19 protein-coding genes are annotated in these 22,584 nt (G+C 61.4%); 16 read left to right on the top strand and 3 right to left on the bottom strand.

Annotated features, from left to right (window positions below; genetic code table 11):
• From AC3A5O_RS12420 to AC3A5O_RS12390, 7 genes are all read left to right on the top strand, one after another.
• On the top strand, nt 1-645 hold the full coding sequence (locus AC3A5O_RS12420; RefSeq protein ID WP_305492024.1) for a cysteine hydrolase family protein: 645 nt from the start codon (nt 1-3) through the stop codon (nt 643-645).
• Nucleotides 642-1,994, top strand: a complete 1,353-nt coding sequence (locus AC3A5O_RS12415; protein ID WP_487753230.1) for a type I glutamate--ammonia ligase — start codon at nt 642-644, stop codon at nt 1,992-1,994. Before AC3A5O_RS12420 ends, AC3A5O_RS12415 begins: the two co-directional genes overlap by 4 nt.
• Complete coding sequence (locus tag AC3A5O_RS12410) at nt 1,978-2,730, top strand: N-formylglutamate amidohydrolase (RefSeq protein WP_487753229.1); 753 nt, start codon at nt 1,978-1,980, stop codon at nt 2,728-2,730. The genes AC3A5O_RS12415 and AC3A5O_RS12410 overlap by 17 nt, the downstream gene beginning before the upstream one ends.
• A gap of 73 nt (nt 2,731-2,803) precedes the next feature.
• On the top strand, nt 2,804-4,153 hold the full coding sequence (locus AC3A5O_RS12405; protein ID WP_305470427.1) for an APC family permease: 1,350 nt from the start codon (nt 2,804-2,806) through the stop codon (nt 4,151-4,153).
• 110 nt (nt 4,154-4,263) lie between these two features.
• Nucleotides 4,264-5,280, top strand: a complete 1,017-nt coding sequence (locus AC3A5O_RS12400; protein ID WP_487753228.1) for an arginine N-succinyltransferase — start codon at nt 4,264-4,266, stop codon at nt 5,278-5,280.
• Nucleotides 5,281-5,341: 61 nt separating this feature from the next.
• Nucleotides 5,342-6,376 carry an arginine N-succinyltransferase gene (gene astA, locus AC3A5O_RS12395; protein WP_122568069.1) on the top strand — a complete coding sequence of 345 codons (1,035 nt, stop codon included), beginning with the start codon at nt 5,342-5,344 and terminating at the stop codon, nt 6,374-6,376.
• 142 nt (nt 6,377-6,518) lie between these two features.
• The gene (locus tag AC3A5O_RS12390) at nt 6,519-7,388 is read left to right on the top strand and encodes an isocitrate lyase/PEP mutase family protein (RefSeq protein ID WP_122568068.1); all 870 of its coding nucleotides are present in this window, start codon (nt 6,519-6,521) and stop codon (nt 7,386-7,388) included.
• A 140-nt stretch (nt 7,389-7,528) separates the two neighbouring features.
• Here AC3A5O_RS12390 and AC3A5O_RS12385 read toward each other — a convergent pair whose 3' ends face one another.
• A complete protein-coding gene (locus AC3A5O_RS12385; RefSeq protein ID WP_122568067.1) occupies nt 7,529-8,758 on the bottom strand; it encodes an acyl-CoA dehydrogenase in 1,230 nt (409 codons plus the stop codon).
• A 177-nt stretch (nt 8,759-8,935) separates the two neighbouring features.
• Between AC3A5O_RS12385 and AC3A5O_RS12380 the strand changes: the two genes are divergently transcribed.
• The 3 genes from AC3A5O_RS12380 to AC3A5O_RS12370 all read left to right on the top strand — a co-directional run bounded on the left by AC3A5O_RS12380 (nt 8,936) and on the right by AC3A5O_RS12370 (nt 11,511).
• On the top strand, nt 8,936-9,865 hold the full coding sequence (locus AC3A5O_RS12380) for a LysR family transcriptional regulator (RefSeq protein WP_109751673.1): 930 nt from the start codon (nt 8,936-8,938) through the stop codon (nt 9,863-9,865).
• Between the two features lie 188 nt (nt 9,866-10,053).
• On the top strand, nt 10,054-10,455 hold the full coding sequence (locus tag AC3A5O_RS12375) for a MerR family transcriptional regulator (RefSeq protein WP_122568066.1): 402 nt from the start codon (nt 10,054-10,056) through the stop codon (nt 10,453-10,455).
• A 156-nt stretch (nt 10,456-10,611) separates the two neighbouring features.
• Nucleotides 10,612-11,511, top strand: coding sequence for a hydroxymethylglutaryl-CoA lyase (locus tag AC3A5O_RS12370; protein WP_305470424.1), 900 nt, complete (start codon nt 10,612-10,614; stop codon nt 11,509-11,511).
• A 653-nt stretch (nt 11,512-12,164) separates the two neighbouring features.
• Here the strand turns inward: AC3A5O_RS12370 and AC3A5O_RS12365 are convergent.
• Nucleotides 12,165-13,862 (bottom strand): AMP-binding protein, encoded by a 1,698-nt coding sequence (locus AC3A5O_RS12365; RefSeq protein WP_305470423.1) that lies wholly within the window; start codon nt 13,860-13,862, stop codon nt 12,165-12,167.
• 329 nt (nt 13,863-14,191) lie between these two features.
• On the opposite strand from AC3A5O_RS12365, the gene AC3A5O_RS12360 reads away from it, so the two are divergent.
• Genes AC3A5O_RS12360 through AC3A5O_RS12345 form a run of 4 tightly spaced genes read left to right on the top strand, consistent with a single transcriptional unit; the run spans nt 14,192 to nt 19,752 of the window.
• Entirely contained in the window at nt 14,192-15,355 is a 1,164-nt protein-coding gene (locus AC3A5O_RS12360; protein WP_122568063.1) for an isovaleryl-CoA dehydrogenase, read from the top strand.
• An 11-nt stretch (nt 15,356-15,366) separates the two neighbouring features.
• Entirely contained in the window at nt 15,367-16,974 is a 1,608-nt protein-coding gene (locus AC3A5O_RS12355; protein WP_305470422.1) for a carboxyl transferase domain-containing protein, read from the top strand.
• Nucleotides 16,975-16,987: 13 nt separating this feature from the next.
• Nucleotides 16,988-17,803, top strand: coding sequence for a gamma-carboxygeranoyl-CoA hydratase (locus AC3A5O_RS12350; protein ID WP_305470421.1), 816 nt, complete (start codon nt 16,988-16,990; stop codon nt 17,801-17,803).
• Entirely contained in the window at nt 17,803-19,752 is a 1,950-nt protein-coding gene (locus AC3A5O_RS12345; protein ID WP_305470420.1) for an acetyl/propionyl/methylcrotonyl-CoA carboxylase subunit alpha, read from the top strand. Before AC3A5O_RS12350 ends, AC3A5O_RS12345 begins: the two co-directional genes overlap by 1 nt.
• A 29-nt stretch (nt 19,753-19,781) precedes the next feature.
• On the opposite strand, the gene AC3A5O_RS12340 is transcribed toward AC3A5O_RS12345, so the two are convergent.
• Nucleotides 19,782-20,429, bottom strand: coding sequence for a LexA family protein (locus AC3A5O_RS12340; RefSeq protein WP_122568060.1), 648 nt, complete (start codon nt 20,427-20,429; stop codon nt 19,782-19,784).
• 130 nt (nt 20,430-20,559) lie between these two features.
• Between AC3A5O_RS12340 and AC3A5O_RS12335 the strand changes: the two genes are divergently transcribed.
• Nucleotides 20,560-20,901 carry a DUF6124 family protein gene (locus AC3A5O_RS12335; protein ID WP_122568059.1) on the top strand — a complete coding sequence of 114 codons (342 nt, stop codon included), beginning with the start codon at nt 20,560-20,562 and terminating at the stop codon, nt 20,899-20,901.
• Nucleotides 20,902-21,395: 494 nt separating this feature from the next.
• Nucleotides 21,396-22,547 carry a M14 family metallopeptidase gene (locus AC3A5O_RS12330; protein ID WP_487753227.1) on the top strand — a complete coding sequence of 384 codons (1,152 nt, stop codon included), beginning with the start codon at nt 21,396-21,398 and terminating at the stop codon, nt 22,545-22,547.
• The last annotated feature ends 37 nt before the right edge of the window (nt 22,548-22,584 follow it).

The following is a 22,584-nucleotide window of genomic DNA, read 5'->3' as shown; positions in this document are numbered from 1 at the left end:
ATGTTCTCGCTCCCCCACCGCTCCCCCCGGGATTTGCCGTTCACCCGCCAGCACACGGCGTTGCTGTTGGTGGACATGCAACGCGCCTGGCTGGAACCGCAATTCGATGCCCACCTGCACCGCCCCGAGGCCGAGTATTTCCTCCATCGGGCCCGCCAACTGGTCATTCCCAACCAGCAGCGTTTGCTCGATGCGATGCGAGATGCACAGCACAACGTGTTGCACACCCACATCGAAAGCCTCACCGCCGATGGCCGCGACCGTTCCCTGGACCACAAGCTGTCGGACATGCACCTGCCCAAAGGCAGCCCCGAGGCGCAGATCATTGCCGAGCTGACGCCGCAGGAAAACGAAATCGTGCTGCCCAAGACCTCCTCCGGGGTGTTCAATTCCACCAACATCGATTACGTGCTGCGCAACCTGCAGACCCGGCACCTGATCGTCGCCGGGATCGTCACCGACCAGTGCGTCGACATGGCCGTGCGTGACGCCGCCGACCGTGGCTACCTGGTCACGCTGGTGGAAGATGCCTGTGCCACCTACACCGAACAACGGCATCTGGCGTGCCTGAACGCGATCAAGGGCTATTGCTGGATCACTGACACCGACACCGTACTCGCTCGTTTGCGGGAGATGCAGCCATGAGTCACCTCGACGCCGCCGCCCTCCTCGCGCCGCTGCCGGTCACGACCCTGGTGACCACCGACCTGATCGGCGTGACCCGCGGGCGCTCGTTTCCCAGCGATGAATTGCCCCACTACGTCACCGCCGGTTGTGGCTGGGTGCCGGCCAACAGCGCGTTGACGCCCCAGGACATCATCGCGTCGACCAACCCCTGGGGCGCCTATGGCGACCTGCGCCTGGTGCCGGACCTGTCCAGCCGGGTAACCGTCAACAATGGGCCCGACACCCAAGCGCCGGCCCTGGACTTCATCCATTGCGATATTCGGGAAACCGACGGCCGTCCCTGGAGCGCCTGCCCGCGCACGCTGCTGCAGGGCGAAGTGGAGCGTTATCGCAGCGAACTGGGCCTGCAGGTTTTCGCCGCGTTCGAGCATGAATTCAACCTTGCCACCACGCCTGCGCAGCCTGATCGCCTGGCCTTCAGTCTCCAGGCCCAGCGCCAGCAGGCCGGGTTCGCCGGGTGGTTGCTCAGTGCCCTGCGAGCCGGCGGCGTCGAACCGGAAATGTTCCTGCCCGAATACGGCAAGCAGCAATACGAAATCACCTGTCGCCCGACCCTGGGCGTGGCCGCTGCCGACCGGGCGGTGAACGTACGGGAAATCACCCGCGAGATCGCCCGGCAGATGGGCCTGGACGTGAGCTTTGCCCCCAAGACCTCGGAAAATGCCGTGTGCAACGGCGTGCATCTGCACCTGAGCCTGCAAGACCTGAGCGCGGACCCGGTGCTGCATGACGCCGCCAGCAGCAATGGCTTGTCCAGCCTTGGCCAGCATTGGGCAGCGGGTGTGCTGCATTATCTGCCGGCGCTGTGCGCGCTGACGGCGCCGACGCCGTTGTCCTACGAGCGCCTGCAACCTCATCATTGGAGCGCCTCCTATGCGTGCCTGGGACAGCGCAACCGCGAAGCGGCGCTGCGCATCTGCCCGACCGTGAGCCTGGGTGGCAAGCCGCTGGCAAACCAGTACAACCTGGAGTTTCGCGCCATGGACGCCACCGCCTCGCCGCACCTGGCGATGGCGGCGCTGTTGATTGCCGGACGGCTGGGCATCCAGCAACGGCTGCCATTGCAGGCTGTCACCGATGAAATACCCGATGAGCTGGATGAATCACAACGGCGCGCCCGTGGCATTATCGCCCTGCCGACAACCCTGGCCCAGGCACTGGACTGCCTGCGCCACAGCGGGGCACTGCTCGAGACCCTGCCCGGCCCGCTGGCCGAAACCTATTTCGCCTTGAAGGCCCAGGAGCTGGCCTTGACCCAGGCGCTCTCACCTGCCGAGCGTTGCGAGCACTATGCACGAATCTATTGAATGCGCTGAATCAGGCCTCTACACCAGGCCGGCCTATCGATTGACCCGGGAGGAATCCGATCACCCGGTGTTGCTGGTGTGCGAACACGCCAGCCGTTTCATTCCCGTGGCGCTGAATGACCTGGGCCTGGATGAAACCGCGTCCCAGGAACACATCGCCTGGGACATCGGCGCCCTGCTCCTGGCTGAACGCCTGTCCGAAACCCTCGGCGCGACCTTGCTGTCGGCCAATTACTCACGGCTGTTGATCGACCTCAACCGCCCGCTGCATGTGCCGGACAGCATTCCGGCCCAGAGCGAGATCTACCAGGTCCCGGGCAACCACGACCTGGACGACGCCACGCGCCAATACCGTCAGCAGCGCCTGTTCCATCCTTTCCATGACCGGTTGCGGGCGTTGATCGACCAGCGCCTGGCCGCCAACCGGCCGGTACGCGTGGTGGGCATCCATAGCTTCACCCCGGTGTTCTACGGCCAGCCACGCGCCCTGGAAGCCGGCGTGCTGTTCGGCGAAGCCAAGGAGTACGCCCAGCACATCGTCGACGGGCTGAGCCGGCATTCGCTGCGGGCAGCGGGCAACCAGCCCTACAAGATCAACCCCCTGACCGACATGACGGTCCCGGTGCACGGCGATGGCCGCGGCCTGGACTCGGTCTTGATCGAAGTGCGCAATGACCAGTTGCGCAGCCCCGAGGGAGTAAGGACCTGGAGCGCCTACCTGGCGCCTCTGCTGTAGATAGGCAGCGGCAAGTTTCCAGCGACAGACAACAAGCAAGCGCAACCCACACAGCTGAAAAGGAAAACGGCTCATGAGCATCGAGGCATTTGGCTACAAACAGGAATTGAAACGCGGCCTGTCGCTGACAGACCTGGTGGTATACGGGATGATTTTCATGATCCCCATCGCACCGTTCGGCGTGTATGGCTACGTCAACGCAGAAGCACCGGGGATGGTGCCGCTGGCCTACATCATCGGCATGCTGGCAATGCTGTTTACCGCGTTGAGCTACGGCAGCATGGCCCGGGCCTTTCCGGTGGCAGGTTCGGTCTATTCCTACGCGCAGCGGGGCCTTAACCCACACGTCGGGTTCATCGCCGGCTGGTTGATGCTGCTGGACTACCTGCTGATCCCGCCGCTGCTCTATGTCTACGCCGCCATGGCGCTGAACCATTTGTACCCGGACATTCCCAAGGTCGGTTTCATCCTGGCCTTCCTGGTAAGCGCGACTTTCGTCAACCTGCGGGGCATCACCTTCACCGCGCGGATGAACATCATTTTCTTGCTGGCACAGCTGGTGGTGCTGGGGATTTTCCTGTTCTACGCCTGGAATGCCCTGCACGGCGGGGCCGGTCACGGCCAACTGACCCTGGCGCCGCTGTACAGCCCGGAACACTTCAACTTCGCCCTGCTGATGCAAGCCGTGTCCATCGCGGTACTGTCGTTCCTGGGCTTCGACGCCATTTCCACCCTGGCCGAAGAAATCAAGGGCGACCCGGGCCGCAGTGTCGGCAAGGCAGCCTTGGTGACCTTGCTGGTGATGGGAGCGATTTTCGTGGTGCAGACCTGGATCGCCACCGACCTGGCAGCAGGCATGGGCTTCAAGTCCGCCGACACCGCATTCTATGAAATCGCCGAATTGGCGGCCGGCAGTTGGCTGGCCACCTTGACCGCGGTGGCCACAGCCCTGGCCTGGGGCGTGGCGGTGGCGATCACCTCCCAAGCGGCAGTGTCGCGCCTGTTGTTCGGCATGGCCCGGGACGGCCAACTGCCCAAGGTGCTGGCCAAGGTCCATCCGAAACATAACACCCCTTACATGAGCATCTACCTGGTGGCGGTGTTGTCGTTGCTGATCTGCTACCTGTTCATCAACGCCGTGGACACCCTGACCTCCCTGGTCAACTTCGGTGCCCTGAGCGGCTTCATGTTGCTGCACATCACGGTCATCAACCACTACTGGCGCCGCCAGCAGTCCGGCCAATGGATTCGCCACCTGATCTGCCCGCTGATCGGCTTCGTGATCGTCGCGGCCATCCTGTACAACATGGGCGTGGCCGCGCAAAAGCTCGGCCTGATCTGGATCGCCGCGGGTGTGGTCTATCTGTGCCTGCTCAACAAATTCGGCAGTCGTACTGCCTTGCCCGATCCGGCGGGCCAATGAGAGGCGGCGGTCGAAGGGTTCGGCCAGCCGTGGTGACAACGCGTGGACATCGACAGTGATCGTCAAGCCCGGTGCCAGTCACCGGGCTCCCTGGAACAGGAGTGCAATCCATGCTGGCCTTACGTCCAGTTCAATTAGCCGATCTGCCGCAACTGCAACAACTGGCCCGTGACAGCCTGGTGGGGGTCACGTCGCTGCCGGACGATACCCGGCGCCTGGAGGAAAAAATCCTCGACTCGTGCGCCTCGTTCGCAGTCGATGCGCAAGAGCCGGGGGCGGAGAATTACTTTTTCGTCTTGCAGGATCTGGAGTCCGGGCGCCTGGTCGGCTGTTCGGAAATCCTCTCCAGCACCGGTTGCAACGAACCGTTCTACAGCCTGCGCAACCGACCGTTTTCCAGCGAATCCCGGGAGTTGAATATCCAGCATGGCGTACCCGCCTTATCCCTGTGCCAGGACCTCAACGGGCAAACACTGCTGCGTGGCTTCCACATCGACGCCGAACGGGTGCGCACGCCGGAATCAGAGCTGCTGTCCCGGGCCCGGCTGATGTTCATCGCCGCCCACCCCCAGCGCTTTGCCGAATCGGTCATCACCGAAATCGTCGGTTTCAGCAGCGAAGACGGCCAGTCGCCTTTCTGGGACGCCATCGGCCAGCACTTCTTCGACTTGCCTTATGCCGAAGCCGAACGGTTGTGTGGCTTGCAGAGCCGGACCTTTCTCGCCGAGCTGATGCCGCAATACCCGATCTACGTGCCCATGCTGTCGCCCGCAGCCCAGGCCTGCATCGGCCGGGTTCATCCCGACGGCCAGGAAGCCTTCGACATCCTCGAACGCGAGGGTTTCGAGACCAACAGCTATGTCGATATCTTCGACGGTGGGCCGACCTTGCATGCCCGTATCGTCAATATCCGTTCCATCACGCAAAGTCGCATCACCACAGCCAGGCAGAGCCCGCAGATTGACGCACGGGGCCTGTACCTGGTGAGCAACGAGCGCCTCGGCGGCTACCGGGCCATCGTCGCCGAACTGGACGTTAACGCCGACGGCCCAGTGGCCCTGTCGCCCGCCATGCTGACCGCCCTGGACATCCAGTCTGGCGCGCGGATCCGGGTGGTTGCCCTATGAACCTCAATCGATCCCATGGCCTGCACCGACGTTTGGACCGACACGATGAAGGAGTTGCAGCATGATTGTCCGTCCGGTGGCCATCACCGATCTGCCTGCCTTGCTGGACCTGGCCCGTTGCGCGGGTCCCGGGTTCACCAGCCTGCCGGCCAACGAAGAGCGCCTGGCCCACCGCGTTCGCTGGGCCCAGCGGACCTTCGCCGGCCAAGTCGAACGTGCCGACGCCGACTACCTGTTCGTGCTCGAAGACGATGACCGGCAGGTGGTGGGCATCAGCGCCCTGACCGGGGCGGTGGGGCTGCGTGAGCCTTGGTACAACTATCGGGTCGGGGTCACGGTCAGCTCGGCGCCGGAGCTGGGAATCCAGCGGCAGATCCCGACGCTGTTCCTCAACAACGAGATGTCCGGACAATCGGAAATCTGCTCGTTGTTCCTGCACCCCGAGCAACGCCACGGCCACAACGGACGCTTGCTGTCCCTGGCGCGCCTGCTGTTCGTGGCCGAGTTTTCCCAGCTGTTCGGCGAAAAACTCATTGCCGAACTGCGGGGCCATGCCGACGAACAAGGTTGTTCACCGTTCTGGGACAGCCTGGGACGGCACTTTTTCCAGAAGGATTTCAGCTACGCCGACCAGTTGTCCGGCATGGGCAACAAGTCGTTCATCGCCGAGCTGATGCCACGCCAGCCGCTGTACACCTGCCTGCTCACCGAACAAGCCCAGGCGGTGATCGGCAAGGCCCACCCGAACACTGAGCCGGCCCTGAAGATCCTCAGTGCCGAAGGCTTCAGCCATAGAGGCTATATCGACATTTTCGACGGCGGCCCAGTGATCGAAGCACCGGTGTCGAAGATCCGCAGCGTACGCGACAGTCAGGCGCTGACCCTGGCCATTGGCACCCCGGACGAACGGGCGCCGATCTGGCTGATTCACAACCGGCGCCTGGCAAACTGCCGCATCACCAGCGCCCGCGCGCACCTGCATGGCCACAACCTGCTGGTTGATCGCCTCACCGCCAAACGCCTGCAAGTGCAACCGGGCGACACAGTGCGCGCCGTGGCATTACCCAGGCAGGGGCAACAGGCGGTGGCGGCCTAGTGGTCTATGGTCTCGCTTGATGCCATAACAGCATCGCCCATACACATTCGTCATCATCTTTGCGCTTGCCACGTGATAGCCTTTGGATCTTTCGGCGTTGACACTTTTGCTCAAGCCTTTCCATTCCATTGGTGGAACTCATATGTCCAGGCTTTCCCATCAAGATTTGCGTCGTAACTTTCGTCAACTGCTGGCTTCCCAGACCTGCTACCACACCGCCTCGGTGTTTGACCCGATGTCGGCGCGCATCGCCGCCGACCTGGGTTTTGAAGTAGGCATCCTGGGAGGCTCGGTCGCGTCGTTGCAAGTATTGGGCGCGCCGGACTTCGCCCTGATCACCCTCAGCGAATTTGCCGAACAGGCCACCCGTATCGGTCGCGTGGCCCAGCTGCCAGTGATTGCCGACGCCGACCATGGCTACGGCAATGCCCTGAACGTGATGCGCACCATCATCGAACTGGAGCGTGCCGGCGTGGCGGCACTGACCATCGAGGACACTTTGCTGCCAGCCCAGTTCGGGCGTAAATCCACCGATTTGATCGGCGTGGCCGAAGGTGTCGGCAAGATTCGTGCGGCCCTGGAGGCGCGAGTCGATTCGGAAATGGCGATCATTGCCCGTACCAACGCAGGAATTTTGCCGGTCCAGGAAATCATCAGCCGCACCCAGCAATATGAGCGTGCCGGGGCGGATGGGATTTGCATGGTGGGTGTGCAGGACTTCGAACACTTGGAGCAAATCAGCGAGAACCTGACGCTGCCGTTGATGCTCGTCACCTATGGCAACCCGAAGTTGCGCGACGACAAGCGCCTGGCCGAGTTGGGCGTGCGCGTGACCATCGATGGCCACGGCGCCTATTTCGCCGCGATCAAGGCCACCTACGACAGCCTTCGTGAACAACGGCAGATCTTCACCCAGGCGTCGGATCTCAGCGCTACCGAACTGACCCACACCTACACCCAGCCCGAGGAGTACATCCGCTGGGCCGAGGAGTACATGAGCGTCAAGGAGTAAGCGAATTCGCTGCCATAGGATTAGCCTGTGGGAGCAAAGCTTGCTCGCGATAGCGGTGGGTCAGCTTGCATCAATGTGGGAGGTACCACCGCCATCGCGAGCAAGCTTTGCTCCCACAGAGGCCCTTGGTGGGCCAGATCCTAGCCCTTGCTGCGCAGCATTTCCTTGGGCACGTATTTGCCGATCTCGAACTTGCCGATCGCGGCGCGGTGGACTTCATCCGGGCCGTCGGCCAGGCGCAGGGTGCGTTGCATGGCATACATGTAGGCCAGCGGGAAATCGTTGGAAACTCCGGCGCCACCGTGGATCTGGATTGCCCGGTCGATGACCTTCAAGGCCACGTTCGGCGCGACCACCTTGATCTGGGCAATTTCGCTTTTCGCCACTTTATTGCCGACGGTGTCCATCATGTACGCCGCCTTCAACGTCAGCAGGCGCGCCATGTCGATCTCCATCCGCGAGTCGGCGATCTTGTCGATGTTACCGCCCAGACGCGCCAGCGGCTGGCCGAAAGCGGTGCGGCTGACGGCACGCTTGCACATCAATTCCAAGGCGCGCTCGGCCATGCCGATGGAACGCATGCAGTGGTGAATCCGGCCTGGGCCGAGTCGACCCTGGGCAATTTCAAAACCGCGGCCTTCGCCCAGCAGGACGTTTTCGTACGGCACCCGCACGTTATCGAACAGCACTTCGGCATGCCCGTGAGGCGCATCGTCGTAGCCGAACACCGGCAACGGCCGGACGATCTTGACCCCGGGGGTGTCCACCGGGACCAGGATCATCGAATGCTGGGCATGACGCGGTGCATCCGGGTTGCTCAGGCCCATGAAGATCAGGATCTTGCAGCGCGGGTCGCACGCGCCTGAGGTCCACCACTTCTTGCCGTTGATCACCCATTGGTCGCCGTCACGCTCGGCGCGGGCGGCCATGTTGGTGGCGTCCGAAGAGGCCACGTCCGGCTCGGTCATGGCAAAGGCCGAGCGAATCTCGCCGCGCAGCAGTGGCTCGAGCCAGCGTTGCTTTTGTTCTTCGTTGGCGTAGCGCACCAGCACTTCCATGTTGCCGGTGTCCGGCGCCGAGCAGTTGAACGGCTCCGGCCCCAGCAACGAGCGCCCCATGATCTCCGCCAGCGGCGCGTATTCCAGGTTGGTCAGGCCGGCGCCCAGCTCGGATTCCGGCAGGAACAGGTTCCACAGGCCCTCTGCCTTGGCCTTGGCCTTGAGCTCTTCCATGATGGCCGTGGGTTGCCAGCGGTCGCCTTCAGCCACTTGTCGTTCGAACACCGCTTCGGCCGGATAGACGTAGGCATCCATGAACGCCGTGACGCGTTCACGCAGTTCCTGAACCTTGGGGGAATAGGCAAAATCCATGAGCAGCACCTTCTGGGCAGAGGTTGTTTTAGGTCATGAAATCGATGCTAGTTCAGCTACGAAAATTTACCTAACCTATTCTCGGCGTGTATTAACATTCATCACCGATATATGTTTCACTGATTCTCATCGCCACCCGGCACCTCACAACAAGCCCAAGAACAAGAGTGCAGCGCCATGAATCTGAGCAAGGTCGACCTCAACCTTTTCATTGTCTTCGATGCGATCTACACCGAAGCCAACCTGACCCGCGCCGGGCAGATCGTCGGCATCACTCAGCCGGCCGTGTCCAATGCCCTGGCGCGTCTGCGCGAGACTTTCAACGACCCGCTCTTCGTGCGCACCGCCCAAGGGATGGTGCCAACGCCCATGGCCCAGAACATCATCGGCCCGGTGCGCAACGCCTTGTCGCTGCTGCGGGTGTCGGTGCAGGAAAGCCGGATCTTCAACCCATTGCAGGCCGTCAAGACCTACCGCATCAGCATGACCGACCTCACCGAAGGCGTGATCCTGCCGCTGCTGTTCCAGCGCCTGCGCCGCCTGGCCCCGACCGTGGCGATCGAGAGTTTCCTGTCCAAGCGCCGTGAAACCACCAAGGAACTGGCCGCCGGCCGCCTCGACTTCGCCGTGGATGCACCGCTCAACACCGACCCGCAGGTGCGCCACGTCAAGTTGATGGAAGATCGCTACGTGTGCGCCATGCGCAAGGGCCATCCGTTGGCAGGCAAGGAAAAGATCAGCCTCGACGATTACCTGGCCCAGACCCATGTGCACATTTCCAGTCGCCGCAACGGGTTGGGTTATGTCGACCTGGCCCTCGGCAAGATGGGCATCCAGCGCAAGATCGCCCTGCGTTCCCAGCATTACCTGATGGCGTCCCAGGTGCTGCAGCAGACCGACATGGTCATGACCGTCCCCGAGCGCTTTGCACGGCGTCACGATTTGCACGCCTTCCTGCTCCCGGTCAACGACGTGCCACCGGTGGAAACCCATCTCTACTGGCACGAAAGCACCGACCAGGACCCGGCCAACCGCTGGATGCGCGAGCAGATGATCGAGCTGTGCCAGCAGGTGACGGCCCATGAGAAAAAGCTCGACACGGTTTAGAAGATCAAAATTGTGGGAGCGAGCTTGCTCGCGATAGCGGTAGGTCTGCTCATATCAATGGCGACTGATCCGACGCTATCGCGAGCAAGCTCGCTCCCACAGGTTTTGTGTGCAATACCTCATTGCTTGACGCGAACGTCAACCTGCCTTTAGCTTAGCGCCAGCCCCTTTCGTTTTCGAGCGCTTCCATGAGCAGCCAGACCTACAGCATCTCCGACCTCGCCCGCGAATTGGATATCACCACACGGGCCATCCGCTTCTATGAAGAACAAGGCCTGTTGAGCCCGGAGCGACGGGGCCAGGAGCGCATTTATTCGCCGCGGGACAAGGTCAGCCTGAAGCTGATCCTGCGCGGCAAGCGCATTGGCTTTTCCCTGGCCGAGTGCCGCGAGTTGATCGAACTCTACGACCCTACCAGCGGCAATCAGAAACAGCTGCACAGCATGCTGGCGAAAATCGCCGAGCGCCGGGAACAGCTCGAACAGCAATTGCTGGACATCGAACAGATGAAACTGGAACTCGACACCGCCGAAGAACGCTGCATCCAGGCGCTGGAACAGACGATCAAAGGCGAGGAAATCGTCCAGTAACACCCCATGTCCCTTGTGGGAGCGAGCTTGCTCGCGATAGCGATGTAACGGACAACATCAATGTGACTGACATACCGCTATCGCGAGCAAGCTCGCTCCCACAGGGGGTCCTTCATCGTTCTCGATACTTTGGCAACTCACCACAGGTCAATCCCCATGTCCCTCCCCTCCTTTGTACGCTTGATCGAAGTCGGCCCCCGCGACGGGCTGCAGAATGAAGCCCAGCCCATCAGCGTCGCCGACAAGGTGCGCCTGGTGGATGCCTTGAGCGCTGCCGGCCTGGGCTATATCGAAGTCGGCAGTTTCGTCTCGCCCAAGTGGGTGCCGCAGATGGCGGGGTCCGCCGAGGTGTTCGCGCAGATCCAGCGCAAGCCCGGCGTGACCTATGGCGCCCTGGCGCCGAACCTGCGGGGGTTTGAAGATGCGCTGGCGGCGGGCGTGAAAGAGGTGGCCGTGTTCGCCGCCGCGTCCGAGGCGTTTTCCCAGCGCAACATCAACTGCTCCATCAAGGACAGCCTGGAGCGCTTTGCGCCGATCATGGCGGCCGCCAAACAGCACGGCGTCAGTGTGCGCGGCTACGTATCCTGCGTGCTGGGCTGCCCGTATGAAGGTGCGGTCAAGCCTGAGCAAGTGGCTTGGGTCGCCCGGGAACTGTACGCGATGGGCTGCTACGAGGTCTCCTTGGGCGACACCATCGGCACGGGCACCGCGGGCGCTACCCGCAGGCTGTTCGAGGTGGTGGGCTCCGAGGTGCCACGGGACAAACTCGCCGGACATTTCCACGACACCTACGGCCAGGCCATGGCCAACGTCTACGCCAGCCTGCTGGAAGGCATCGCGGTGTTCGACAGCTCCATCGCCGGCCTCGGCGGCTGCCCATATGCCAAGGGCGCCAGCGGTAACGTCGCCACCGAAGACGTGCTGTACCTGCTCGATGGGTTGGGTATCGAAACCGGTGTCGACCTGGACGCACTGATCGCTGCGGGCCGGCAGATTTGTGATGTGCTCGGCCGCCCTACGGGTTCTCGCGTGGCCAAGGCCCGCAACGCACAGTGAGGTGTTACCGCCGGCTTTGTAACAGCGACGAAACGAGTAACACGGAAACAATTTGTCAGGTTTGGCCTGACATATTTTTCAGAGGAAAATCACAACATATTGATTTATATGGATTTTTAAAAGTTGGCACGCCACCTGCTATATCTCTGGCATAACAAGAATAAAAAAACGCAGCAAACCCAATAAAAACAAGACGAAACGACTCTGACATAACAAAAACAACACGGCAGAGACGCAGCTAACAGATTTTTTTGGAGAAGATGGGCTTTTCAGGGTGCTTTCAGGAGCAACCCGCAACCGGGCAGAGAATAATAAAACTACCTTCAGGTAGCGCCCGAATCGGTTGGATCGCAAAGCGAAAAAGCAGATCAGCGCTCAAAAAAATACGTTTGCTCTTGATCCCGGATGGGGATCGCCAAAAACAGCGGTAAAGGGCCACGGCTACCAAAAACAACAACAGGCCGCCCCTCAATAATAAAAAAGAGCACGCGACGACAAAATTAAAGGGGAGCTTCGGCTCCCCTTTGTGCTGTCTGGGGTTTGGGTTTTTCGTGTGGGAGCGAGCTTGCTCGCGAAGACAGCGGCACCGTCAACATGTATGTCGCTTGGCACACCGCTTTCGCGAGCAAGCTCGCTCCCACAGGAGATTTTGCTCAGCCTTCTCTATCGCGCAGTTCTTCGATGCTGATTTCGCGCATGCGGAATTTCTGGATCTTGCCAGTGACCGTCATGGGGAATTCTTCGACGAATTTGAAATGACGCGGCGTCTTGAAGTGGGCGATGCGCGCCTTGCACCAGGCTTGCAGTTCTTGCTCGGTGGCGCTGTGGCCGGGATGGAACTTGATCCACGCCACGATTTCTTCGCCATAGCGTGAACACGGGATGCCGATCACTTGCACGTCCGCCACCGCCGGGTGGGTGAAGAAAAACTCCTCCAGCTCGCGCGGGTAAATATTCTCCCCACCACGGATGATCATGTCCTTGTTGCGCCCGACGATGCGGACGTAGCCCTGTTCGTCCATGGTTGCCAGGTCGCCGGTGTGCATCCAGCCATCCGCGTCGATGGCATCGGCGGTTCCCTTGGGGTTGTTCCAGTAACCGAGCATCACGCTGTAGCCGCGGGTACACAATTCGCCGACGGCGCCACGTGGAAGGAGATTGCCCGCCTCATCGATAATCTTGCTTTCCAGTTGCGGCTGGGTGCGGCCGACAGTGGTCACACGCAGCTCCAGTTCATCTGAAGGACCGGTCTGCAACGACACCGGGCTGGTTTCCGTCATGCCGTAGGCAATCTGCACTTCGGCCATGTGCATTTCGTTGATAACCCGCCGCATCACTTCGATGGGACATGTCGCCCCGGCCATGATGCCCGTGCGCAGGCTGGACAGGTCGAAGTCACCCCGCTGCGGCTGGTCCAGCAGGGCGATGAACATGGTGGGCACGCCATACAGCGCAGTAGCTTTTTCCTCGGCCACGGCCTTGAGCGTCAGCAACGGGTCGAAGGCATCGTTGGGGTAGATCATGGTGCTGCCATGGGTCATGCAGCCCAGGTTACCCATGACCATGCCAAAGCAATGGTAGAGCGGCACCGGGATCACCAGCCGGTCGCCAGCTGTCAGGCCCAGGCTTTCGCCCACCATGTAACCGTTGTTGAGAATGTTGTGATGGCTGAGGGTTGCGCCCTTGGGGAAGCCGGTGGTGCCGGAGGTGTACTGGATATTCACCGGCTCATCGAAGTGAAGACTGGATTGGCGCTCGGCCAGTTGTCCAGGCGTCACCGCCGCCCCCAGTGCGGCCAGTTGCGACCAGGGCAGAAAGCCTGACGGCGGTTGGGCATCGAGGCTGATCACGCCGCGTAAATCCGGCAAGCGCTCGCTCTGCAGGTGGCCGATCGATTGCTCTCCCAGCTCCGGCGCCAGCGCTTGCAACATGGCGTGATAATCCGAGGTCTTGAACGCGCCGGCGCATACCAGCCATTGGCATCCAGATTGTTTGAGCACGTATTCGAGTTCAGAAACGCGATAGGCCGGATTGATGTTGACCAGAATCACGCCGATCTTCGCACTGGCGAACTGGCTGATGCACCACTGGGCGCAATTGGGCGCCCACACGCCGAGGCGGTCGCCGGTTTTCAAGCCCAGCGCCAACAACGCCCTGGCGTGCAGATCGACGGCCTCGGCCAGTTGCTGCCAGGTGTAACGCAGCGATTGATGGCGAACCACCAACGCCTCGCCCTCTGGATAACGGGCCACCGTCTGGTCGAAAACCTCGCCGATGGTTTGGGCCAGTAAAGCCTTGTCCTGCGAACCTTGGGTGTAGCTGAGTTGCGAATGCGAACCGGATTGATCCATGACGCCCCCTCTTATCTTTATTAGTGGGTTGCTACGCTTGGAGATGAACCTATAGCGTTAAAGCTTGCCAGCAACCTGTGGGAGCAAAGCTTGCTCGCGACGAAAACACCCCGGCCTATCTTTCGGAGACCGTGTCATCGTTCATCGCGAGCAAGCTTTGCTCCCACATCGGGCATGCCTCTTCGCCGCCAGTGCCTGACTTACTCTGGCTCAAGTTGACGTTAACGTAAAGGGCGATTGACAGCTTCTCATCGCAGGCTTACGTTAACGTAAAGGTGAGAGCCATTCCCCCACTCTCCACACCCGATAAAAAAAGCCAAAGGTGTCCCATGAGCTACCCATCCCTGAACTTTGCCCTCGGCGAAACCATCGACATGTTGCGCGACCAGGTGCAGGCCTTCGTCAAGGCCGAACTGGCGCCCCGCGCGGCGCAGATCGATATCGACAACCTGTTTCCCGCCGACATGTGGCGCAAGTTCGGTGACATGGGCCTGCTGGGCATCACCGTCCCGGAAGAATACGGCGGCGCTGGCCTGGGCTACCTGGCACACGTGGTGGCGATGGAGGAAATCAGCCGCGGCTCGGCCTCGGTCGCCCTCTCCTACGGAGCCCACTCCAACCTCTGCGTGAACCAGATCAACCGCAACGGCAATCACGAACAGAAAACCAAGTACCTGCCCAAGCTGATCAGCGGCGAACACATCGGTGCCCTGGCGATGAGCGAACCAAACGCCGGCTCCGACGTGGTATCGATGAAACTGCGGGCCGACAAGCGCGGCGACCGTTACGTGCTCAACGGCAGCAAGACCTGGATCACCAACGGTCCCGATGCCAACACCTACGTGATCTACGCCAAGACCGACCTGGAAAAAGGTCCTCACGGCATTACCGCCTTCATCGTCGAACGCGACTGGAAAGGCTTCAGCCGTAGCAACAAGTTCGACAAGCTCGGCATGCGTGGCTCCAATACCTGCGAGCTGTTTTTCGATGACGTCGAAGTGCCGGAAGACAACATCCTCGGCGCGCTCAACGGTGGCGTGAAAGTCCTGATGAGCGGCCTCGACTACGAGCGCGTGGTGCTGTCCGGTGGCCCGACCGGGATCATGCAGGCTTGCATGGACTTGATCGTGCCCTACATCCACGACCGCAAACAATTCGGCCAGAGCATCGGCGAATTCCAGCTGATCCAGGGCAAGGTCGCGGACATGTACACCCAACTCAACGCCAGCCGCGCCTACCTGTATGCGGTGGCCCAGGCTTGCGAGCGCGGCGAAACCACCCGCAAGGACGCCGCCGGGGTGATCCTCTACAGCGCCGAACGCGCCACGCAAATGGCCCTCGACGCGATCCAGATCCTGGGGGGCAATGGCTACATCAATGAATTCCCCGCCGGTCGTCTGCTGCGAGACGCCAAGCTGTACGAAATCGGTGCTGGCACCAGTGAGATTCGTCGGATGTTGATCGGCCGCGAACTGTTCAACGAAACCCGCTAACGGAGCTGACCATGACCACGCTGCACACTCAGCTCAACCCGCGCTCGCCGGAGTTCATCGCCAACCGCGATGCCATGCTCGGACCCGTCGAGGCCCTGCGCAGCCTGCTCGCGCAAATCCGCCAGGGCGGCGGTCCCAAGGCCCAGGAACGGCACACCTCACGGGGCAAGTTGCTGCCCCGTGACCGCATCAACCGGCTGCTGGATCCGGGCTCGCCGTTTTTGGAAATCAGCCCGCTGGCAGCCCACGAAGTCTATGGCGAAGACGTGCCGGCGGCCGGCGTGATTGCGGGTATCGGCCGCGTGGAAGGCGTCGAATGCATGATTGTCGCCAACGACGCGACGGTCAAAGGCGGCTCCTATTATCCGCTGACGGTGAAAAAACACCTGCGCGCCCAAACCATCGCCCAGCAGAATCGCCTGCCGTGCATCTACCTGGTGGATTCCGGCGGCGCCAACCTGCCGCGTCAGGATGAAGTGTTCCCAGACCGCGAGCACTTCGGTCGGATCTTCTTCAACCAGGCCAACATGAGTGCCCAGGGCATCCCGCAGATTGCGGTGGTCATGGGTTCCTGCACCGCCGGTGGCGCCTATGTGCCGGCCATGGCGGACGAGGCGATCATGGTCCGTCAGCAGGCAACGATTTTCCTCGCCGGCCCACCGCTGGTGAAAGCCGCCACTGGCGAGGTGGTCAGTGCCGAAGACCTGGGCGGTGCCGATGTGCACTGCAAGATCTCCGGCGTGGCGGATCATTATGCCGACAGCGACGAACATGCCCTGGCCCTGGCCCGACGCAGCGTGGCCAACCTCAACTGGCGAAAACTCGGTGAATTGCAGCAACGTCAGCCCATCGCCCCGCTGTATTCGAGTGACGAGCTGTATGGCGTGGTGTCGGCCGATGCCAAGCAGCCCTTCGATGTTCGGGAGGTGATCGCGCGCCTGGTGGACGGTTCGGTGTTCGATGAATTCAAGGCGCTGTTCGGCACGACCCTGGTCTGCGGTTTCGCGCATTTGCACGGCTACCCGGTGGCGATCCTGGCCAACAATGGCATCCTCTTCGCCGAGGCTGCGCAGAAAGGCGCGCACTTCATCGAACTGGCCTGTCAGCGGGGCATTCCCCTGCTGTTCTTGCAGAACATCACCGGCTTCATGGTCGGACAGAAATACGAAGCCGGCGGCATCGCCAAACATGGCGCAAAACTGGTGACCGCCGTGGCCTGCGCCAAGGTGCCGAAATTCACCGTGATCATTGGTGGCAGTTTCGGTGCGGGTAACTACGGTATGTGCGGCCGCGCCTACGATCCGCGGTTCCTGTGGATGTGGCCGAACGCGCGGATTGGCGTGATGGGCGCCGAACAGGCGGCCGGCGTGCTGGTGCAGGTCAAGCGTGAACAGGCCGAACGCAGTGGCCACCCCTTCAGCGCCGAGCAGGAAGCCGAGATCAAGCAACCGATCCTCGATCAGTACGAAGAACAGGGTCACCCCTATTATTCCAGCGCACGGCTGTGGGACGACGGTGTCATCGACCCGGCCCAGACCCGCGACGTACTGGGCCTGGCCTTGTCCGCGTCACTGAACGCGCCTATCGAACCGAGCCGCTTCGGCGTGTTCCGGATGTAAACGGGGAATGTCCATGGATAATTTCAACACCCTCGAACTGCACACCGACCCACGGGGCGTTGCCACCCTGTGGCTCAGCCGCGAGTCGAAAAACAACGCGTTCAACGCCGAAATGATCCGCGAACTGATCCTCGCCCTGGACCAGGTCGGCAGCGATCCAAACCTGCGCTTTCTGCTGATCCGCGGTCGCGGCAAGCATTTCAGCACCGGTGCCGACCTGGCCTGGATGCAGCAATCGGCCGAGCTCGACTACCACACCAACCTCGATGACGCCCGGGAACTGGCGGAGCTGATGTACAACCTCGCCAAACTGAAAATTCCTACGCTGGCCGTCGTCCAGGGGGCGGCGTTTGGTGGCGCGCTGGGGCTTATCAGTGCTTGCGACATGGCCATTGGCGCCGATGAAGCACAGTTCTGTCTGTCGGAAGTGCGCATTGGCCTGGCGCCAGCGGTGATCAGCCCGTTCGTGGTGCAAGCCATCGGCGAGCGGGCGGCGCGGCGTTATGCGCTGACGGCGGAACGCTTCGACGGGCAGCGTGCGAAAGAAATCGGTTTGCTGTCGGAAAGTTACCCGGCCGAGACCCTGGACCAGCAGGTCGAACAGTGGATCGACAACCTGTTGCTCAACAGCCCGGCGGCCATGCGCGCCAGCAAGGAACTGCTGCGTGAAGTCGGCAACGGTGCCCTGACCCCGGCGCTGCGACGCTACACCGAAAACGCCATCGCCCGCATCCGCGTCAGCCCGGAGGGCCAGGAAGGCTTGCGGGCCTTCCTGCAGAAACGCGCGCCGAACTGGCAAGCCGAATCGAACAATAAGGAGCCGCGTTGATGAGCGCCCCTGCCCTCACCACATTGCTGGTGGCCAACCGTGGCGAAATCGCCTGCCGTGTAATGCGCACCGCCAAGGCCATGGGCCTGACCACCGTTGCCGTACACAGCGCCACCGACCGTGATGCACGCCACAGCCGCGAAGCCGACATTCGCGTCGACCTGGGCGGCAGCAAGGCCGCCGACAGCTACCTGCAAATCGAAAAATTGATCGCCGCAGCTAAAGCCAGCGGCGCCCAAGCCATCCACCCCGGTTATGGCTTCCTGTCCGAGAACGCCGGGTTCGCCAGGGCGATTGAAGACGCCGGACTGATCTTCCTCGGCCCTCCGGCCTCGGCCATCGACGCCATGGGCAGCAAATCGGCGGCCAAAACGCTGATGGAAACCGCCGGCGTGCCCCTGGTACCCGGTTATCACGGCGAAGCCCAGGACCTGGAGACCTTTCGCGACGCTGCCGAGCGCATCGGCTACCCGGTGTTGCTCAAGGCCACCGCTGGCGGTGGCGGCAAGGGCATGAAAGTCGTCGAGGACGTCAGCCAACTGGCCGAAGCCCTGGCCTCGGCCCAGCGCGAAGCACAGTCCTCATTCGGCGACTCACGGATGCTGGTGGAAAAATACCTGCTCAAGCCGCGCCATGTGGAAATCCAGGTATTTGCCGACCAACAGGGCAACTGCCTGTACCTCAACGAGCGCGATTGCTCGATCCAGCGGCGCCACCAGAAAGTCGTGGAAGAAGCCCCCGCCCCCGGCCTGACCCCGCAATTGCGCCGGGCCATGGGTGAAGCCGCCGTGCGCGCGGCCCAGGCGATCGGTTATGTCGGGGCCGGTACGGTGGAGTTCCTGCTGGATGCCCGGGGCGAGTTTTTCTTCATGGAAATGAATACTCGACTGCAGGTCGAGCATCCGGTCACCGAAGCGATCACCGGGCTGGACCTGGTGGCCTGGCAGATCCGCGTCGCCCAAGGCGAGCCATTGCCGATCACCCAAGCGCAAGTGCCGCTGCTCGGTCACGCCATCGAGGTGCGGCTGTATGCCGAAGACCCGGTCAACGATTTCCTGCCGGCCACCGGGCGCCTGGCGTTGTATCGCGAATCCGCCGAGGGGCCGGGTCGGCGAGTCGACAGCGGGGTTGCAGAAGGCGATGAAATCTCGCCGTTCTACGACCCGATGCTCGGCAAGCTGATTGCCTGGGGCGAAGACCGTGAACAGGCGCGCTTGCGGCTGTTAAGCATGCTCGACGAATTTGCCATTGGCGGGCTGAAAACCAATATCGGGTTCCTGCGCCGGATCGTCGCCCATCCCGCCTTCGCGGCGGCAGAGCTGGACACCGGATTTATCCCACGTTACCAGGCGCAATTACTGCCAGAGCCTGGCGAATTGGATGACGCGTTCTGGTTCGCCGCCGCCCAGGGATTCGCCTTGAGCCTGACGCCACGTGCGCGCTGCGACGATACTGGCTCTCCTTGGGCCAGCACCACCGGGTTACGCCTGGGGCTGCCCAGGGAAACCACCTTGCACCTGAGCTGCGAAGGCCAGGATCGTGCGCTGACGCTGGACGTTAGCGCCCATTGCGCGGAACTCAAGGGCGAGCAGCTAGTGATCGAACACCACGGCCTGCGCCGCAGCCATCGGGCCATTCGCCAGGGCGACAGCCTGTACTTGCAATGGGAAGGAGACCTGCACCGGATCGACCTGTATGACCCGCTGGCCGCCGCCGAAGCCAGCCACAGCCATCAAGGCGGCCTGGCCGCGCCCATGAACGGCAGCATCGTGCGGGTATTGGTGAGTGTTGGCCAGACGGTGGAGGCCGGGGCTCAACTGGTGGTACTGGAGGCCATGAAAATGGAGCACAGCATTCGTGCGCCCCAGGCCGGTGTGATCAAGGCGCTGTATTGCCAGGAAGGCGAAATGGTCAGCGAGGGCAGTGCCCTGGTGGCGTTCGAAGAATAGGAATCGGCCCGCTCCCAGGGCCGATCCAGTCAGAACCTGATGGTGGCCTGCACCACCACACCGATGATGCGGCATTGTTCGGTGTACAGGTTTTTCGGGTAAGTCGGATTGAGCGGAACCAGGTAACGCTGCCCGCTCTCTTCGATCAATTTGCGAAAGGTCGCGTCACTGCTGCCGGGCAGGCAGGCAACCACCAGTTTGCCGGGCACCGCCTCGATGGCCGGATCCACCAGGATCGACATGCCCTCGGGAATACTCAACCCACTGGGTGCGGTCATCGCGTCGCCCACCACTACCAGCCAGAACGCGGCTCCCAGGGCGTGGTAGTCCGTCAGTTCGTAGCGCGCCCGGCTGTAGGCATCAGGATCACCTTCGCGAACCTCGCCCACCTCGTGCCACTCACTGACCGGGTAACGGAAGTACGGGTTGTACTTCTGCGCCAGGGCCATGCCTTCTTCGGTGGAGGTGTCCGGCTCGCGGATCACCATCGCCACTTCCAGAAACTCCAGCCCCAACTCCCGCAGGACCCGGTTCATGTCTTCGACACTGGGCTGCCGGCGCTTGGTCAGCCAATGGCCAACGCCGCCCTGGGACATGCCCAACCGCTCTGCGAGCACCACTTGCGTGATGTGCAGCTCCTTCATCTTGGCCTTGACCAACTCTATCCATTTATCCATGTGCGGCACGATACGTGGGTGACCCCGACCCTCAAAACACAAATTGTAGTATTTAATTTGTCGTCACAATTACGGTAAGTACTATTCTGGATTCAGGAGTTCAGCCCCTCACACGGAGATTTTTATCACCATGGACACACCCAATACAGACCAACCCCGCAGCCCTTTCGACGGCACATTCCCGCCACTGCAGGATTGCCCGGCAGCCAAACGTGCCCTCGATTACTACTTGAAACCAGCTGTTTCGCCAGCCCAGGCAGAACATCGCTTCTTCGAGGTCAGCCACAGCGTCAGCGCGGAAGAAGCCCTCGTCCACGCATGCGACCTGCTGCGTTGTGCAGCGGCGACCGCCCATGAGTCGGCCAACCAGTTGGATGGTTCGAGCCGTGACCTGGCGTTTTCGGTGGTGCACATGATCGATCTGGTCAAGGTGATGCTTGACCGATCTCTGGATGGCTACCCTACTCGCTAGCGGTAACCCTTGGGAATGTCGTCGCGAATGCGGACGACGAGAAAAAATTTCCAATCGATACGATCAAATCATTTGACTTCCAAATGATAATGATTATTATTGCATCAACTGGTCGCGAGATCAGTCGATAGACCAGAAGACCTTAGGTCGGACTTCTGGAATATCTCCTCATCAGGCTAATCACGGTTTTTGACCCGGCTTTTTGCCGGGTCTTTTTTTGCCGATTTTTCGGCTTATGTCTTCAGGCTAATGAAGTCTTTTTGGGTGCTGCCAATTCGATGGCGGCGATCATAGCAAATGAATATCCGTTTACAAGCGTCCCCCCGCCACACAGGCGAAAACTATCGACAACCAGCACTTGAGAATCAATTGCAGACTCTCTAAGCTGGCCCGGCGTCCAGGGAGGACGCCCCCTCGTCTACGTGACGTAAATCGTCCCGGTTTCCCCTTTCTTGCGTGTAAAGTAACGGCCATGAAAATCCTTTCCAGGAACCGTGACCGTGGCTAAATCTTCCTTTGATATCAGTGCCAATTTCGACAGCGGCAACATCGAGGTCGTCGACATCAGCAACCCGTTGCAGTCGTTGCTCAAGATCCGACCCGATACCCGCAGCGCCCACTTTCAATGGTTCCACTTCAAGGCCAGCGGCTTGCATGTCGGCCAGGAGCATTCCTTCCGCCTGCTCAACGCCAGCCAATCGTCTTACAACAAGGCCTGGACGGGCTACCAGACCGTGGCCTCCTACGATCACGTCAATTGGTTCCGCATTCCAACCCAGTTTGAAGGCGACGCCCTGCGCTTTCATCTGGAAGCCGAACAACCCCACGCCTGGTTCGCCTACTTCGAACCCTACAGCCGTGGCCGTCATGACTGGCTGATCGAACAAGCCCAGCACAAGGCCGGCACCGAGCTATTGGCCGTTGGTAAAAGCGTGGAAGGCCGCGACATCCAACTGCTGCGCAAGGGCAACGGTGCCGAAGGCCGGCGCAAAATCTGGATCATCGCCCAGCAGCACCCCGGCGAGCACATGGCCGAGTGGTTCATGGAAGGCGTGATCGAACGCCTCCAGCAGCATGACGATGCGCAACTGAACCGGTTGCTCGCCAAGGCCGATCTGTACCTGGTGCCGAACATGAACCCGGACGGTGCGTTCCACGGGCACCTGCGGACCAACGCCATGGGCCAGGACCTCAACCGCGCTTGGCAGAACGCCAGTCCGGAAATCAGCCCCGAGGTTTTTTTCGTACAACAGCAAATGGAAAAGTACGGCGTCGACCTGTTCCTCGACGCTCACGGCGATGAGGAAATCCCCCACGTCTTCACCGCCGGTTGCGAAGGCAACCCGGGCTACACGCCGCGCATCGCCGAACTCGAAGAGCGCTTCCGCAGCCATCTCAAGCACCAGACCAAAGACTTCCAGACCGCTCACGGCTACACCCGCGACGAACCGGGCCAGGCCAACATGACCCTGGCCTGTAACGCGGTCGGGCAGAAATATGACTGCCTGTCCCTGACCCTGGAAATGCCGTTCAAGGACCACAACGATCACCCGAACCCGATCACCGGCTGGTCCGGCAAACGCTCGATGCAACTGGGCAAGGACGTGTTGAGCACCATCGAGGCCATGGTCGACGAGTTGCGCTGATCCAACGACCTGATCAACCCCTGTCCAAGGCGCCCCC

It is taken from the genome of Pseudomonas sp. Soil_N_39 (assembly GCF_057655955.1).
The sequence above is the reverse complement of the archived record's forward strand: the minus strand, read 5'-3'. Positions and strand labels throughout refer to the sequence as shown.